This window comes from Enterococcus sp. AZ167, from assembly GCF_051714025.1.
Lineage (GTDB): Bacteria > Bacillota > Bacilli > Lactobacillales > Enterococcaceae > Enterococcus_D > Enterococcus_D casseliflavus.
In genome coordinates this window covers 2,060,390-2,077,565 of the sequence record NZ_JBIORB010000001.1, presented here as the reverse complement: position 1 = coordinate 2,077,565, position 17,176 = coordinate 2,060,390, and the positions used below count along the sequence as shown (strand labels likewise).

The following is a 17,176-nucleotide window of genomic DNA, read 5'->3' as shown; positions in this document are numbered from 1 at the left end:
AAAATGAAGGGAGTGGCAGCGAGATGCGGATTGCTGTTGATGCAATGGGCGGAGACAACGCCCCAAAAGCGATCGTAGAAGGAGTCATGCTGGCAAAAAAAGACTTTCCAGAGATTGAATTCCTCCTTTACGGAAAAGAAAATGAAATCAAAAAATACATGACGGATGATAAGAATGTCACCATTATCCACACGGATGAAAAAATCAATAGTGATGATGAGCCTGTCAAAGCGATCAGACGAAAAAAAAACGCCTCAATGGTCTTGGCAGCACAAGCGGTCAAAAATGGTGAGGCAGATGCGATTTTTTCAGCTGGAAACACTGGGGCCTTATTAGCGGCTGGTTTGTTTATCGTCGGTCGGATCAAAGGGATCGACCGTCCCGGATTGATGTCCACAATGCCAGTGATCGGCAAAGATGCTGGCTTTGACATGCTGGATCTAGGTGCCAATGCCGACAATAAACCAGAACATTTGGCAAACTATGCCGTCTTAGGGTCCTTTTATGCCCAAAAAGTTCGCGGGATCAATCGACCACGGGTCGGCTTGTTAAATAACGGAACGGAAGAAACCAAAGGCAGTGAATTAACGAAAAAAGCCTTTGAACTGCTTTCGCAAGACCCGACGATCCACTTTATCGGCAATGTCGAGGCTCGGGAATTATTGGATGGTGCAGCTGACGTCGTCGTGACAGATGGCTTTACTGGAAATGCTGTTTTGAAATCGATCGAAGGAACCGCCTTGAATTTGATGGCGCTGTTGAAACAATCGATTCTCGATTCTGGTGCCAAAGGGAAATTAGGCGCATTATTATTAAAAGATGCGTTGCGGAAAGTGAAAAATGAAATGGATTATGCGAAACACGGCGGTGCCGTATTGTTTGGTTTGAAAGCCCCAGTCATCAAAACCCATGGTGCGACAGGACCAGAAGCGGTGGCGTACACCATCAAGCAGATCCATACGATGTTAGCGACAGATGTCGTGGCACAATTGGTCGCCCATTTTGAAGAAATGCCGACTGACAAAGACGAAACGCAATCATAATGCAATGATTGTAATGAAATTGCAAAAATATCTAGACAAAAAGCATAGAAAGCAGTACAATGTTTGTTAGCCATTCTATGTTTTGTGCAAACGCGTGGAGGTGAAGCCAGTTGACACGAGATGAAGTATTCAAGAAAGTTGCGGTCGTGATCGCCAATCATTTTGAAATTGACGCAGAGAACGTAACGGATACGATGAGCATTAAAGACGACTTGAACGCTGATTCGATCAGTGTGATGGAATTCGTCCTTGAACTAGAAGATGAATTTGGTACCGAGATTTCTGATGAAGATGCCGAGCAGATCGAAACAGTCGGTGGAGCGGTTGATTATATTTCAAGCCATCTTGCTTAAGACAGACATAAGAGCTAAGTCCTAGATGACTTAGCTCTTTCTTTCTCATAATTGATCCGCAGTGATTTTGAGCGGCTTTTCTTTGGTAGTGAAATCTAAAAAACGGTCGTTAAACCTGACATGACGGCGTTGAAAGCATAATGTAAATTTTCTGAAAATTCAGTGTATTAACTTTTCTGGGACTTGCATTATTGGTGGCATTTCTATATAATTATTAAGAATATATTATACAATGTTAAGAAAGCTTTTGGAAATGAAATGCATGTTCCTTCTTTTTTTACATTAAATTGCAAGACATCTTAGAAAGTAGAGAGGGGTATTCGATTGTCCAGAGATAATCAATTACTAGATGTTCAAAACCTTCACACAGGTTTTCGTATTAAAGACGATTACTATGACGCAGTAGATGGTATTTCTTTTACACTGGATCGCAATGAGATCTTAGCGATCGTAGGAGAATCTGGTTGCGGCAAGAGTACGTTAGCTACAACGATCATGGGGCTGCATGACCCAAACAACACGAAAATCACCGGAGAAATCTTATATAAAGATTTAAACTTGTCAAACTTAAACGAAACGCTGTACAACAAAATTCGCGGAAATGATATTGGGATGATTTTCCAAGATCCATTGTCTGCACTGAATCCTTTGATGCGGATCGAAGATCAAATCAAAGAAGGGTTATCCTACCATACGGATATGACCGCCGAACAGCGTCAAGCACGAGCATTAGAATTATTAGAACAAGTGGGGATTCCCAATCCACCGCGAGTAGGACGTCAATACCCTCATGAATTGTCTGGTGGGATGCGTCAGCGGGTCATCATTGCGATCGCGATTGCTTGTAAACCACCAATCATTATTGCGGATGAACCAACGACCGCGTTGGATGTGACGATCCAAGCACAGATCCTTGATCTACTAAAAGATTTGCAAGAAGAAACACAGACGGGGATCATTTTGATCACCCACGATTTAGGTGTCGTAGCAGAGATGGCCGACCGAGTAGCCGTGATGTACGGGGGTCAGTTTGTGGAAGTCGCAACAGCCGAAGAGTTGTTTGCCAATCCAAAACATCCATACACCCGCTCATTGCTTAACTCGATCCCTCAAGAAAATTCACAAGACAGTGAACTGCACGTGATCGAAGGCGTAGTTCCTTCATTGAAAAATATGCCACGGACGGGTTGTCGGTTTGCCGCACGGATTCCTTGGATTCCTGAAAGCGACCACGAAGCAAACCCAGTCTTGCATGAAGTAGCACCTGATCATTTGGTCCGTTGCACATGCTACAAGCATTTTCATTTTAGAGACGAAGAAGGAGAAGTGTAGATGACAGAATTAATTACAATTAAAGATCTGAAAGTCCACTATCCTATTCGCAGCGGATTTTTCAACCGCGTCACAGACCATGTGTATGCCGTTGACGGTGTGGACTTCATCATAGAAAAAGGAAAAACCTACGGATTGGTTGGTGAGTCTGGTTCTGGTAAATCCACGACGGGGAAAGCCATCGTTGGATTAGAAAAAATCACCAGTGGCGAAATCATTTATGATGGGCAAGACGTGACCAAACGTTCCGTCCGCAAAAAAATGAACTACAACAAAGATGTCCAAATGATTTTCCAAGATTCAATGTCCAGCTTGAATCCTAAAAAACGCGTGGTCGACATTATCGCCGAACCATTACGCAACTTTGAACGCTTAAGCGATCAAGAAGAGAAAAAACGAGTGAAAAGCCTTCTGGATATCGTTGGGATGCCAGAAGATGCCCTATACAAATATCCTCACGAGTTCTCTGGTGGACAACGTCAGCGGTTAGGGGTTGCCCGCGCGGTAGCATCCAATCCAAAACTGATCGTCGCCGATGAGCCGGTTTCAGCCCTTGACTTATCCGTGCAAGCGCAGGTGCTAAACTTTATGAAACGGATCCAGCAAGAATTTGGCTTAAGTTTCTTATTCATCTCTCATGACTTAGGGGTCGTAAAACACATGTGTGACAATATCGCCATCATGTACAAAGGCCGCTTCGTTGAGATCGGGACACGGGAAGACATCTATCAAGACCCGCGTCACATCTATACAAAACGTTTATTATCAGCGATTCCTCAAATCGACGTAAAAAATCGCGATGCTCACAAAGAAAACCGCCGCAAGGTCGAGTTGGAATATGTGACCCATCAAAAAGATTACTACGACGAAACTGGCAGAGTGTATGACTTGCGTAAAATCACCGAGTCGCACCAAGTCGCATTGAAAAACGGGGGTGCTGAATAATGTGGAAAACAATTCTACGTCGTTTGTTGTTGATGATCCCGCAAGTCATTATTTTGAGTATCTTGATTTTCTTGATCGCACAAGCAATGCCTGGGGATCCATTTACCGGTTTGATCAATCCAAACCAAGATCCAGCTGTTATTGAGCGGATGCGTGAAGCCGCTGGTTTGAATGACCCATGGTATACCCAGTATTTCCGTTGGATCGGAAATGCCTTAAAAGGGGACTTTGGTCAAAGTTTCATCTTTAAATTACCTGTTTCAACGTTATTAGCAGGACGTATCAGCAATACATTGTGGTTATCTTTATTGACGGTCATTTTGACTTACGTGATTGCCATTCCTTTAGGGATGTGGGCAGGACGTTACCAAAATTCATTGCTTGATAAAGTCGTCGTTGTTTACAACTTCTTCAGTTTCGCCGTACCGTTGTTTATCTTTGCGTTGATCGCATTGTTCATCTTCGGTTACCGATTGGCTTGGTTCCCAACGGGTGGTTCCGTTGCACCGGGGGTCAGCGGCATGGCTGAGTTTTGGAGTCGCTTGTATCACCTACTATTACCGGCGATCACTTCTGCATTATTAGGAACAGCAGTGACGATCCAATACTTGCGAAGTGAAGTCATTGATTCGAAATCATTGGATTTCGTTCGTACCGCTCGTTCAAAAGGGGTACCAACGAATAAAGTCTTCTCACGTCACGTTTTCCGTAATGCATCGTTGCCGATCGCATCACAAATGGGCTACGAGATCACTTCATTGATCGCAGGTTCTGTGGTCATTGAGAAAATCTTCGCTTACCCAGGTGTCGGAAAACTGTTTATCGATAGTATCGTCCAACGGGACTATGCCGTGATCACTTCACTGACATTGATCTTAGGACTAGCGACCTTGATCGGTACGCTGCTATCAGATATCATCATGAGTATTGTCGATCCAAGAATCAGAATCCAGTAATAGGAGGGGATAAATGTGTCTGAAAAGAAAGAAAAAGTACTAAAACAAGAGAGCATCCCGCCTATGGGATTAAAAATGATTTTTCGCGAATTCTTAAAAGATAAAATGGCGATCTTTTCATTAGTTTTGTTAGTCGCAGTTTTATTGTTCGTGTTTATCGGCTCAGCAGTTATCGACCAATCACAAGTGATGCGTGTCAGCATCCTTGATAAATACGCTGTACCCGGCGCGATTTCGCCAAACGGCGGCACCTACCTTTTAGGGGCGGATGAAGGTGGCCGTGATGTTTGGGGACAATTGATCATCGGTGCGCGTAACTCAATCTTGATTGGTTTTTCAATCACGATCATTACGTCGATCGTTGGGGTCGGACTAGGGATCATCTCAGGTTACTATGGTGGCATCATTGATAACATTTTGATGCGTATCGTTGACTTCGTTATGATTTTGCCGATCATGTTGATCATTATCGTTATCGTATCGATCGTACCTCGTTATAACGTTTGGACCTTTATATGGGTCATGAGTGCCTTTTACTGGGTCGGAAAAGCAAGGCTCTTCCGAAGTAAGACCCTTTCAGAAGGCCGTCGCGACTATGTTAGTGCATCGAAAACCCTCGGAACCAATGACTTCGTCATCATGTTCCGCGAAATCATGCCGAACCTTAGCTCATTGATCATCACCAACTTAACAATGAACTTTGCAGCGAATATCGGTATTGAAACGACACTAACATTCTTAGGTTTTGGTCTGCCGACCAATGTTCCAAGTTTGGGAACACTGATCGGATATGCCAGCAGCGGTGATGTGCTGGTCAACAGACAGTGGATCTGGTTACCCGCATCAATTCTAATTTTAGTCTTGATGTTGAGTATCAATTACGTTGGTCAAGCATTTAAGCGTTCAGCGGATGCGCGTCAACGACTAGGATAAACAAGGAGGATACAGGATGAAGAAAAATATTTTTGGTATGGTCACTCTTTTGTCAGTGTTAGCATTGGCAGCTTGTGGCAGCAACGGCGGCGGAACCGATTCTTCTGGTGGCGGCAGCAATGCAGCAAACGATACGGAAGATGTAAGCAACTTCCCAATCGAAGTTAGCAATGATGCAGAGGCAATCGAAGGTGGTACTTTGGATGTTGCAGTAGTGATGGATACGCAATTCCAAGGGTTGTTCCAAACAGAATTTTATCAAGATAACTATGATGCACAATTTATGTTGCCAAGTAATGAAAGTTTATTCGTCAATGACGCTGATTTCAAAATTGTTGACGGCGGGGCTGCAAACCTTGAGCTAGATGAAGACAACAACACAGCAACAATTACTTTACGCGACAACCTGAAATGGTCTGATGGCGAAGATGTTACGGCAGATGATATCATCTTCACTTACGAAGTAATTGGTAACAAAGATTATACTGGTATTCGTTATGATAGTAACTTTACTAACATTGTTGGTATGGAAGATTACCATGATGGTAAAGCTGATACTATTTCTGGTATCACCAAAGAAAGTGACAAAGTCGTTAAAATTCAATACAAAGAAGTTCACCCTGGTATGATGCAAGCAGGTGGTGGTATTTGGGCTTCAGCATTACCAAAACACGCCTTTGAAGGAATCGAAGTCAAAGATATGGAATCAAGCGATCAAGTTCGTAAAAATCCAATCGTCTTCGGACCTTATGTAATGTCAAATATCGTAGCTGGTGAATCCGTAGAGTACGTTCCAAACGAATACTATTATGGAGATAAGCCAAAACTAGATAAATTATCATTTAAAGCAGTTCCAACTTCATCTATTGTTGAAGCGATGAACGCAAAACAATATGATATGGCTTTATCAATGCCGACAGATACGTATCCTACTTATAAGGATACTGACGGTTATCAAATCTTAGGCCGAACAGATACTGCTTACACTTATTTAGGTTTCAAATTAGGTAAATGGAATGCCGATGAAGGTAAAGTTGAATACAATCCTGATTCAAAAATGGCTGACAAGTCATTGCGTCAAGCAATGGGTTATGCATTAGATAATGATGCTGTCGGAAGCCGTTTCTACAATGGCTTGCGTACAAATGCAACGACATTGATCCCACCAGTATTTGGCTCATTACACAATACAGATGTTGAAGGTTATACTTTAAACATCGACAAAGCAAATCAATTACTTGATGATGCTGGCTACAAAGATGTCGATGGCGACGGTATGCGTGAAGACAAAAATGGTGAGAAATTAACCATTAACTTTGCTTCAATGTCAGGTGGCGAAACAGCACAACCATTAGCAGATTACTACATCCAACAATGGAATGAAATCGGACTTGATGTACAATACACAACAGGTCGCTTGATCGACTTCCAAGCATTCTATGACAAATTGGAAAATGATGATCCTGAGATTGATGTTTACCAAGGTGCATGGAATACTGGTTATGACCCATCACCAATGGGCTTGTATGGACCTAACTCTGCGTTCAACTACACTCGTTTTGAATCAGAAGAAAATACGAAATTGCTAGAAGCAATCGATTCAAAAGATTCGTTTGACGAAGCAAAACGTAAAGAAGCATTTGATGCATGGCAAGAATATGCTGCTGATGAAGCGTTTGTTATCCCAACACTTTACCGTAGTGCGGTGTTACCTGTATCAAATCGCGTCAAAGACTTCACATGGGCTTATGATGTGAATTACAATCCTTGGGCAACAATTTCAGTTACAGCTGAATCTCGTTAATCAATGATCGATGAAAAGACGTCCTTTCCAGGACGTCTTTTTTCTGTTTTTTTTGCGGGTATCTGAGAAAAACAGGCTTTTTTATACAGGAGAAGATTAAGTAAATAAAATTTTATTACAGTCTTTCCAAGAATTTGGAGGAAACATTTCATAATTCGGCAAAAACCAGTATAATAGGGAAGTGTCGATAAACTAATGAAGGAATGTGACAAATGAATACACAATTAACGAAAGAACTAAAAGAAAAGTTTGATATTGTGTTCCATGATGTAGATCTGCTTGAACAAGCGTTTACGCATTCATCTTATGTGAATGAGCACCGCAACTTGCACTTGTCAGATAACGAACGTTTAGAGTTTTTGGGCGATGCTGTCTTAGAGTTGATCGTTTCACGGTATTTGTATCGTGAATTGCCAGATCTGCCCGAAGGTAAGCTGACGAAGCTACGGGCGGCAATCGTTCGCGAAGACAGTTTATCCATGTTTGCCAAAGATTGCCGATTCGATGAATACATTCGTCTAGGCAAAGGGGAAGAAAACTCTGGCGGTCGTAAACGACCTTCTTTGCTTTGTGATCTATTTGAAGCCTTTTTAGGTGCGTTATACTTGGACCAAGGTCTGGAAAGTGTCAGCGGCTTTTTGACGAAAGTTGTCTTTCCAAAAGTAAAAGCAGGTGCTTTTTCCCATGAGATGGATCACAAGACCCGCTTGCAAGAAGTCTTGCAGCGCGGCGGCGATGTTTCCATCAATTATCGTTTGATCAAAGAAGCAGGCCCCGCCCATGAACGGATTTTTTGGACGGAAGTCTATTGCGATGATACCTTGATCGGAAAAGGACAAGGAAAATCGAAGAAATTATCAGAACAGGACGCCGCTGCGAATGCCTTGGCGGATCTTGAACAGTAAGAGAGGACTGGCGGAGTGTATTTAAAACGAATAGAGATTGCCGGCTTTAAATCCTTTGCCGACCGCACAGTCATTGATTTCGAACATCGAGTGACTGCAGTCGTCGGACCAAATGGCAGCGGCAAGAGCAATATTACCGAAGCGATTCGTTGGGTTTTAGGAGAACAATCTGCCAAAAATCTACGTGGTGGCAAAATGCCTGATGTTATTTTTGCAGGTTCTGACACCCGCAGAGCGCTAAATATAGCGGAAGTGACGATCGTTTTAGACAATAGCGATCATTACTTGCCGATGGATTACAGTGAGATCAGCGTGACTCGCCGCTTGAGAAGAACCGGCGAAAGCGACTTTTTCTTAAATAAACAAGCTTGCCGCTTAAAGGATATCCAAGAGTTGTTTATGGACTCTGGGTTGGGGAAAGAATCATTTTCGATCATTTCCCAAGGCAAGGTAGAAGCAATTTTCAGCAGCAAACCAGAAGACCGTCGTGGGATTTTTGAAGAAGCGGCGGGGGTATTGAAATACAAACAGCGGAAAAAGAAAGCCGAGCAAAAATTGTTTGAAACTGAAGACAATTTAAGCCGTCTACAAGATATCATTTATGAACTAGAAGATCAGTTGGTGCCTCTGGCAGCCCAAAGTGAAGCAGCCAACCGCTTTTTAGCGTTAAAAGAAAAATTGACGACGGTCGATGTGGCCTATGCGGTCTTAGAGATCACGAAAGCAAAAGAAGCGTGGGAGACAGCCAAAGCTCAACTGAGTACCTTTAACCAAGAACTGGCGCAGATTTCCGAAAAGATCAACCAAGGGGAACTGTCGTTACATTCTTTGCGGCAACAACGTACTGCTTTTGATGAAACGTTGGAGCGTTTGAATCAGCAGCTTTTAGAGGTCACCGAAGGACTGAAGCAAGCCGAAGGGCAAAAAGAAGTCTTGGATGAACGTTCAAAGCATACGCAAAAAAGCTCTGCCGAATACCAAGAAACTTTAGAGGAAGTCACAGAGCGGGTCACACTTTTAAATGAAGAAAAAACGGAACTGATCGGCTTGCTTTCACAAAAGAATCGTAGTGTGCAGGAAGTTGAAGCAGCGATGCTGGCGTGTCAGCAAGAGCAGGAAAAGTACCAACGTTCAGCAAAAGAAATCATTGAAGAGTTGCGCAGCCAATATGTCGAAGCCATGCAGGAGCAGGCAACGATTGGAAACGAATTGAAATACTTGGAGCGTCAATACCAACAAGAAGCCGCGAAAAATCAAACGGCGCTAAGCAAGCAGACGCAAATGAATACGTCGTTGAAAGAAAAGACGACGGAAGCGCAAATCGTGGAAGAGCAGCTGACGCAGGCTAAAGCGATTTTAGAAGAACAACGCAAGCAATACATCCATCTTCAAGAAAAAGCTCAGACCAACAAAAAACGCTTTGATGAAGAACAAAAGAAAATGTATCAGTTAATGAGTCAAGTGCAGCAGGTACGAGCGAAACAGCGCAGTCTGCAAGACATTCAAGAAAATTATAGCGGCTTTTATCAAGGCGTTCGCTTGATTTTGAAAAACAAACAGCAGATCAGCGGTATCGTTGGCGCAGTAGCGGAGTTGATCGATGTGCCACAAGACTATACCGTGGCGATCGAGACCGCATTAGGCGCCGCTGCACAGCATGTCGTCGTTGAAAATGAGCGGGATGCGCGAGCAGCCATCACGTATTTGAAAGAAAATCGAGGGGGTCGTGCAACCTTCCTACCGCTGACGACCATCAAAGCCCGTCATTTGCCAGATTATGCCCGCAATCAAGCCAAGCAAGTGTCTGGATTTATCGGCGTTGCCAGCGAATTGGTCCAGTCGCCCGAACACGTCCAAACGATTACGGATAACTTGTTAGGCAGTATCTTGATTGCCGAAGACTTGCAAAGTGCTAATGCGTTAGCACGGGCATTGAACTATAGCTATCGGGTCGTTTCTTTAGAAGGGGATGTCATGAATGCTGGAGGTTCCATGACGGGTGGCGCAACGAAGAAAAATGCCGGTAGTTTGTTTAGCCAAAGCAACGAGCTGCAACAATTGACGGCACAAGCGGCGCAACTGGATGAGCGGCTTTTAAAAACGGAAAAGCAAGTCCAGCATTTTGAAGCAGCGACCAAAGAAGCACAAGCAGCATTAGAAGAATTGCGGACGCAAGGAGAACAGGCTCGCATGACGGAGCATGAGCTGCAAAGCCGTTTACAAAATCTTGAGAATGACCTGAGCCGCTTGAAGCAAGAGCAGCAAGTGTTTGATTTTGAACATCGCGAAGTGCAAGCCTTCTTTGAGGAATATGATGAGAAGAAGACGAGCTTGGAAGAACAGCAAAAGAATATTGCAGCGCAATTGGCGAAAATCGACCAAGATATTCATCAAATGAATGCCGAAGAAGACTTGATCGAGGAAAAACGCCAAACCTTAGCACAAGAAAGTGCGCGCTTGCAGGCAGCTTTCGCAGTTCAAAAAGAACAAGTGGCGCATTTGCAGCAAAAAATTGCCGCTACGAATCAAGCATTAGAAGAAAACGAAGCGCGTCAACTCTCCTTAGAACGGCAGTTAGCTGCCTTGACAAGCAACGTCAGCGATCATGAGTTTTCAGAAGAAAGCATTCTTCAGCGAATTGAAGCCTTCACAAAAACCAAGCAGCAGGTAACAGCGGAATTGACGGTGATTCGTGAACAACGTCAAGTCGTTCAACAAGAAATCGGTGCATTAGACGAAGCCCTGAGTGCTGAAAACTTAACGCAAAAAGAAAAGCTGTCAGAAAAAACCGAAGTTGAGATCGAAAAAAATCGCGCAGAATTGGTGATGGATAATCGTTTGTTGTATTTACAAGAAGAATACAATCTCACCTTTGAAAAGGCAGCGCAAGATTTCCCTGAAATCGAGGATGCAGAACAAGCCAAAGTCGACATTCAGGAACTAAAACAAGCGATCGAGCAAATTGGTCCAGTCAATTTAAATGCGATCGAACAATATGAGCAAGTCAATCAACGGCATTTGTTCTTGACGAGTCAGCGAGACGATCTGCTGTCGGCTAAAGCACAGCTGTTTGATACGATGTCTGAAATGGATGAAGAAGTCAAAACCCGTTTCGGCGAAGTCTTCGATGCGATCCGTCTGCAATTCAAACAAGTCTTTCCTAATATGTTTGGCGGCGGTCATGCGGAATTAGTCTTAACAGATCCGAAAGATTTATTGAACACTGGGATTGAGATCGAAGCCCAACCACCGGGCAAGAAATTGCAAAACCTCAGCTTGCTATCAGGGGGCGAACGGGCACTGACTGCGATTGCGTTATTGTTTTCCATTATTCAAGTTCGTCCAGTACCGTTTTGTGTGCTTGACGAAGTGGAAGCAGCATTGGATGAAGCCAATGTCTCTCGTTTCGGTCATTACTTGAGTGCTTTCCAAAATGATACACAGTTTATCGTCGTAACTCACCGTAAAGGAACGATGGAGGCAGCAGATGTGTTGTATGGTGTGACCATGCAAGAATCTGGAGTGTCGAAGACCGTGTCCGTGCGCTTAGAAGAAGTGCGTGAAGGCGGTAGTTTTACAGCAGATCAAGCATAGAGGAGGAATGATATGATTAAACTGATTGCGATCGATTTAGATGGAACGTTATTGAATGACAAAAAAGAAGTGACTCCTCGCAACAAAGAGGTACTTGCTCGTGCCAAAGCACAAGGCGTAAAAATCGTCATTTGTACGGGACGTCCATTACGGGCGATCCGTCCGTACTTAGAAGAATTATCGCTGAAAGAACCCGGCGACTATAGCATCACCTTTAACGGCGGTTTGGTTCAAAAAAATGAGACTGGCGAGATCATTGAAAAAGCAGCGATGCAGCTGGCAGATATCCATGAATTGGTTTCAGTGGCGGAAGACTTGAATTTGCCTCTAGACGTGGTATCCGAAGAGGTTGTCTTGAGTTTACCCACTTCAGCAGCGCATCCATCGATTTATGGCTCGTTGAATCCTTTATTGGATTGTCGTCCTTTTGCCGTAGCTGATCTGGATGAATCGATGCTCTATAATAAAGCGGTGATCGCCTACCATCAGGAAGTCTTGGATCCTAAGATCCCTGAGATTTCCTCAGAGATCCGCGAGAAATATGAAATCATCAAAAGCCGGAATAACCTGTTGGAATTTATGCCTAAAGGAATCACCAAAGCCTATGGTATCAGCCTATTGGCGCAAGATTTAGGGATCAAGCAAGAAGAAGTGATGGCGATCGGTGATGAAGAAAATGACTTGCCGATGATTCGCTATGCAGGGATTGGCGTAGCGATGGCCAATGCCGTGCCAATCATTAAAGAAGCGGCTGACGTTGTCACCGTTTCAAACCAAGAAGACGGTGTGGCAGCAGTGATTGAAGAATATGTCTTAAAAGGAGGTGCGTAAGATGGGATTTTTTGACAAAATCAAAAAAGCGCTGATTGGAGAAACCAAAGAAGCAGAGCAAGAAATTGACAAACCGTTAGTCGATGCTGACTCACCAGAGGCACAGCGTTCAGAAGAAAGCCAGCCAGCACAAACTCCTGCTGAACAAGGCGCTTCAGAACCAGTGGCACCTGCAGAAACCGCCGACTCCAGTGATTTGGAGGCAGAGCAAGAAACTGCTGAAGTGTCCCTGCAGCAAGAAGCAACGACAGCGAACAAAGGAGAAGAAGCACCAAGTATTCCAGAAGAAGTGGCTAAGGATGTACCATCAGAGGAAACCCCAGCGGCTACACCAATCCTTCAACCAGCGCCAGAAACGGAAAGTGTGCAGGATAAATACACCAAAGGATTGACGAAATCACGGAAAACCTTTGGGCAACGGATGAACGAATTGTTTGCCAACTTCCGTACGGTGGACGAAGACTTCTTCGAAGAAGTGGAAGAAACGCTGATTGGCGCAGACGTCGGCTTTGATGCGGCGATGAAGATCGCGGATGCATTGAGACAAGAAGTCAAACTACGTAATGTGAAGAAAACGGCAGATGTCCAAAATGTCATCATCGAAAAATTGGTTGACCTATATGGGGAAGCGGGTGTCGGTGAAGTTAACGAGTTGAATATGCAGTCGGGGTTGACCGTCATTTTATTTGTTGGCGTGAACGGTGTTGGAAAAACCACCAGCATCGGGAAATTAGCCCATCAATTCAAAGCCGAAGGCAAAAAAGTCTTATTGGCAGCAGCGGATACTTTCCGTGCCGGTGCCATCGATCAATTAGTGGTCTGGGGTGAACGGGCTGGTGTTGAAGTCGTTCGTGGCAATGCAGGAGGCGATCCAGCAGCAGTCGTGTTTGATGCGATGGAGCGCGCAAAACGAGAAAATGCTGACGTTTTATTAGTAGATACCGCGGGTCGTTTGCAAAACAAAGTCAATTTGATGAACGAACTAGAAAAAATCAAACGGATCATTCAACGAGTGGACCCAACGGCCCCTCATGAAGTCCTGCTCGTGTTGGATGCAACAACGGGTCAAAACGCGATGAATCAAGCAAAACAATTTAAAGAAACGACGGATGTTTCTGGTCTCGTCTTAACCAAACTTGATGGAACGGCTAAAGGGGGGATCGTCTTGGCGATCCGTAACGAGCTGCGGCTGCCCGTCAAATTAGTGGGACTCGGAGAAGGCATCAATGATTTAGAACCATTTGATCCAAATGAATTTGTCGTTGGCTTATTCAAAGGCTTGATCAAAGAATAAAAAAACAGAGCCCTGTGTTAGGTGATACACCTACACATGGCTCTCCTTTATTGTTGCTTTTGTGAGATCAAAGGGAAGAGAAAACGGGTCGTCGTCTCTTTCCACGAGCTTGACTTGTGACGTAAAGCTGAGAACACTTGGCGTGGCAAATGTGGGTACAGCGATGCACGACTTTGCCAAAAATCAGGAAAAGCAGTTTGAAGGCTTCGTTTTCTTCTGCGCTGTCTAAAAACTTTGGGAAGTATCAGGCAGAATACAACGAGTTGAACGATGGGGAAAGATTATTTCTTAAGTTCCCCTTGGCGCTCAGTGATCATTTTTTCCAAGTTGTTCAATGTATCGATATCTTTATTGGTTTCGATAAAGTTCGTAATCAAATTCAATAAAGATTGATCAGACAATTCTGCTGCTAAGAAGTCTTCTTGGGTCACATTCGGAGAATACAACCGAGTCAAAACAGTACCGCTGTAGCCGATATCCGCTACTTTCAATAAGTCGTGGTTTTTTAGTTTACGTACGACTGCTTGAATGGTATTCTTGCTTAGATCTTGCTGTTGGACAGCAATGTCATTTGCAGAAAGAGGTTTGTCTGAATTCCAAAAGATATTCATGATTTGACGTTCGCGTTTGGTAAGATTAAGTGGCTTCATTCACTATTCTTCCTTTCAAAAAAGAGTAATATGGACATAATAATTTACTGTTCTATAAGCAGTATACTTTATTTTGAAGGTAAATATCAAATTTATTCAAGTATTTTATAAATTCTTGGTAATTTTAGTAAGAGATATTACAAGTGAGGAGCAAATTTCTGCATTTTTCACCAGTTTTCACTATAATAGATGGAAAGAAATAGCATTTGAGAAAAAATTTAGTAGAAGAACATAGAGGGCAGTCGAATGAAAATAAAAACATTGTTATCACATAAAGAGCTTTTTCCCTATTTATTGAAAGGACGCTACGGGATTGAGCGTGAAGCGCAGCGGGTGCGGCTTGATGGGACGTTTGCAGGTACCGATCATCCTAAAACGTTAGGCAATCGGCGCTTCCATCCGTATATCCAAACGGATTTTTCCGAAAATCAACTGGAACTGATTACGCCCGTCGCTGATTCCGTGGATGAATTGTTCCGTTTTTTAGGGGCGATTCATGATGTGGCGTATCGTTCGATGTCAGCAGAAGAAATGCTCTGGCCATTGAGTATGCCACCGGCTTTACCAGAAAAAGAAGAAGACATCGTCATTGCTAAATTAGATCAATTTGAAGATGTGCTCTATCGCCGCTATTTAGCTAAAACATATGGTCGCCGCAAGCAAATGGTCAGTGGGATTCATTTCAATTTCGAATTTGCGGAAGACTTTTTGCAGCAGCTGTATGCTTTGTCTGAAACGAAGGAAAGCTTCCAGACGTTTAAAACGGCACTTTATTTGAAAGTAACTCGCAATTATTTGCACTATCGCTGGTTTTTGACGTATTTCTTTGGGGCGACTCCTGCTTCAGAAGCCAATTATTTTACGACAGAAAACGGACCGCAAGAACCAGTCCGCAGTATTCGCAATAGCCGCTATGGGTACACGAATCACGAAGACGTCAAGGTATCTTACGCTTCGTTAGAGACCTATCTTGCAGATATTGCCAAATTAGTGGAGACGGGAAAGCTTTCAGAAGAAAAAGAATTTTATGCGCCAGTGCGTCTACGTGGGGGAAAACGGGTCGCAGATTTAGCCTCAGCGGGTATCCGTTATATTGAGTTAAGAAATATTGACATCGATCCCTTTGCCCGCTATGGGATTTCCAAAGAGCAAGTCGCATTCTTGCATTTCTTCTTATTGTTTTTAAGTACAAAAGAAGAAGGCAGCGATGCGGATGCGTGGATCGAAGAGGGCAATCAGAAAAATGATCAGGTCGCATTAGAACATCCGCTTGCACCTTTGACTTATCAGCAAGAAGCGCAAGCGCTGATTACTGAAATGATGGACTTTGCCCAAGCCCTTGAGCTGCCGCATCCACCATTTTTGGATCAGCTTTCAGAAATGCTGGCTGAACCAGAAAGAACCTTCGCGGGACGTCTTTTCTCAGCAAGTCAAGCAACCAGTCAAGCCCAGACAGCAACATTGCTGGGACAAAAGTATCATCAAGCTGCTTGGGAAAAACCGTATCAATTAGCTGGCTTTCGAGCAATGGAATTGTCGACCCAGATTCTCTTGTTCGATGCGATCCAAAAAGGAATCGAAGTGACGGTACTGGATGAAACGGATCAATTCTTGAAATTAGCCGTGAGAGACCACATCGAATATGTTAAAAATGCCAATATGACCAGTAAGGATCAGTACATCGTCCCATTGATCATGGCGAATAAAACGGTCACTAAAAAAATCTTAGCCGAAAATGGCTTTCATGTACCAAGTGGCGCTGAGTTCGCTTCGGCAGAAGAAGCGATCACGTTTTATCCTCAGATTGCCCACAGCGGGTTTGTGGTAAAACCGAAAACCACCAACTATGGGATCGGTATCTCGATTTTCAAAGAAGGTGCCTCTTTAGCGGATTATCAAGCGGCGGTCGCCATTGCCTTTGCGGAAGATGATTCGATCCTCGTTGAGACTTTTTTGTCAGGGACGGAATATCGGTTCTTCGTGATCGATGGGCGAGTCGATGCGATTTTACTACGTATCCCTGCCAATGTCGTGGGTGACGGCAAGCGCACGATCACGGAACTCGTCGCAGAGAAAAATCTCGATCCATTGCGCGGCACCCATCATCGGACCCCATTAGAGCTGATCCAATTAGGGGAACTGGAACAACTGATGTTAAAAGAGCAAGGGTATCAAGTGGATTCAGTACCCGAAGAGGGGCAGATCGTTTATTTGCGAGAAAACTCGAATATCAGTACTGGCGGTGATTCTATCGATGTGACGGATGACTTCAACGATGATTACAAACAAGTAGCAGTCGATGCGGTAGCCGCATTACAAGCATCTATCAGCGGAATCGATCTGATTATTCCAGATAAAACCAAGCCAGCCAATGAACCGGGGGCTTATGGAATCATTGAAGCCAATTTCAACCCAGCGATGCATATGCACGTTTATCCATACAGCGGGAAAGGCCGACGCTTAACTATGTCTGTTTTACGCCTGTTGTTCCCTGAAGTCTTCGAGAGCTGATGGAAGTACAAAAAGCAAAGAACTG

General features: G+C 43.8%; 13 protein-coding genes. 12 read left to right on the top strand and 1 reads right to left on the bottom strand.

Features of this window, described 5'->3' with window-relative positions:
• Window positions 1-23: 23 nt before the first annotated feature.
• The 11 genes from plsX (at window position 24) to ftsY (ending at window position 13,990) form a co-directional block, all read left to right on the top strand.
• Window positions 24-1,043 (top strand): phosphate acyltransferase PlsX, encoded by a 1,020-nt coding sequence (plsX, locus tag IGJ05_RS09695; RefSeq protein WP_010748622.1) that lies wholly within the window; start codon window positions 24-26, stop codon window positions 1,041-1,043.
• A 110-nt stretch (window positions 1,044-1,153) separates the two neighbouring features.
• Window positions 1,154-1,396 (top strand): acyl carrier protein, encoded by a 243-nt coding sequence (acpP, locus tag IGJ05_RS09690; protein ID WP_005227129.1) that lies wholly within the window; start codon window positions 1,154-1,156, stop codon window positions 1,394-1,396.
• A gap of 324 nt (window positions 1,397-1,720) precedes the next feature.
• Window positions 1,721-2,728, top strand: a complete 1,008-nt coding sequence (locus IGJ05_RS09685; protein ID WP_005227130.1) for an ABC transporter ATP-binding protein — start codon at window positions 1,721-1,723, stop codon at window positions 2,726-2,728.
• Window positions 2,729-3,673 carry an ABC transporter ATP-binding protein gene (locus IGJ05_RS09680; RefSeq protein ID WP_005227131.1) on the top strand — a complete coding sequence of 315 codons (945 nt, stop codon included), beginning with the start codon at window positions 2,729-2,731 and terminating at the stop codon, window positions 3,671-3,673. It abuts the gene before it with no gap.
• On the top strand, window positions 3,673-4,629 hold the full coding sequence (opp4B, locus tag IGJ05_RS09675) for an oligopeptide ABC transporter permease (RefSeq protein ID WP_005227132.1): 957 nt from the start codon (window positions 3,673-3,675) through the stop codon (window positions 4,627-4,629). Before IGJ05_RS09680 ends, opp4B begins: the two co-directional genes overlap by 1 nt.
• Window positions 4,630-4,692: 63 nt before the next feature.
• The gene (locus IGJ05_RS09670) at window positions 4,693-5,562 is read left to right on the top strand and encodes an ABC transporter permease (RefSeq protein WP_153883525.1); all 870 of its coding nucleotides are present in this window, start codon (window positions 4,693-4,695) and stop codon (window positions 5,560-5,562) included.
• Window positions 5,563-5,578: 16 nt separating this feature from the next.
• Complete coding sequence (locus IGJ05_RS09665) at window positions 5,579-7,366, top strand: oligopeptide ABC transporter substrate-binding protein (protein WP_010748623.1); 1,788 nt, start codon at window positions 5,579-5,581, stop codon at window positions 7,364-7,366.
• A 212-nt stretch (window positions 7,367-7,578) separates the two neighbouring features.
• A complete protein-coding gene (gene rnc / locus IGJ05_RS09660) occupies window positions 7,579-8,271 on the top strand; it encodes a ribonuclease III (protein ID WP_005227136.1) in 693 nt (230 codons plus the stop codon).
• 15 nt (window positions 8,272-8,286) lie between these two features.
• Entirely contained in the window at window positions 8,287-11,865 is a 3,579-nt protein-coding gene (gene smc / locus IGJ05_RS09655; protein WP_225000633.1) for a chromosome segregation protein SMC, read from the top strand.
• A gap of 12 nt (window positions 11,866-11,877) precedes the next feature.
• Window positions 11,878-12,696, top strand: a complete 819-nt coding sequence (locus IGJ05_RS09650) for a Cof-type HAD-IIB family hydrolase (protein ID WP_010748625.1) — start codon at window positions 11,878-11,880, stop codon at window positions 12,694-12,696.
• Window position 12,697: 1 nt separating this feature from the next.
• Window positions 12,698-13,990, top strand: a complete 1,293-nt coding sequence (gene ftsY, locus IGJ05_RS09645; protein WP_010748626.1) for a signal recognition particle-docking protein FtsY — start codon at window positions 12,698-12,700, stop codon at window positions 13,988-13,990.
• A gap of 281 nt (window positions 13,991-14,271) precedes the next feature.
• Here the strand turns inward: ftsY and IGJ05_RS09640 are convergent, their stop codons facing one another.
• Window positions 14,272-14,640 carry a BlaI/MecI/CopY family transcriptional regulator gene (locus IGJ05_RS09640; RefSeq protein WP_005227140.1) on the bottom strand — a complete coding sequence of 123 codons (369 nt, stop codon included), beginning with the start codon at window positions 14,638-14,640 and terminating at the stop codon, window positions 14,272-14,274.
• A 246-nt stretch (window positions 14,641-14,886) separates the two neighbouring features.
• Here IGJ05_RS09640 and gshAB point away from each other — a divergent pair, with 246 nt between their 5' ends.
• Entirely contained in the window at window positions 14,887-17,151 is a 2,265-nt protein-coding gene (gshAB, locus tag IGJ05_RS09635) for a bifunctional glutamate--cysteine ligase GshA/glutathione synthetase GshB (RefSeq protein WP_010748627.1), read from the top strand.
• Window positions 17,152-17,176: the final 25 nt, after the last annotated feature.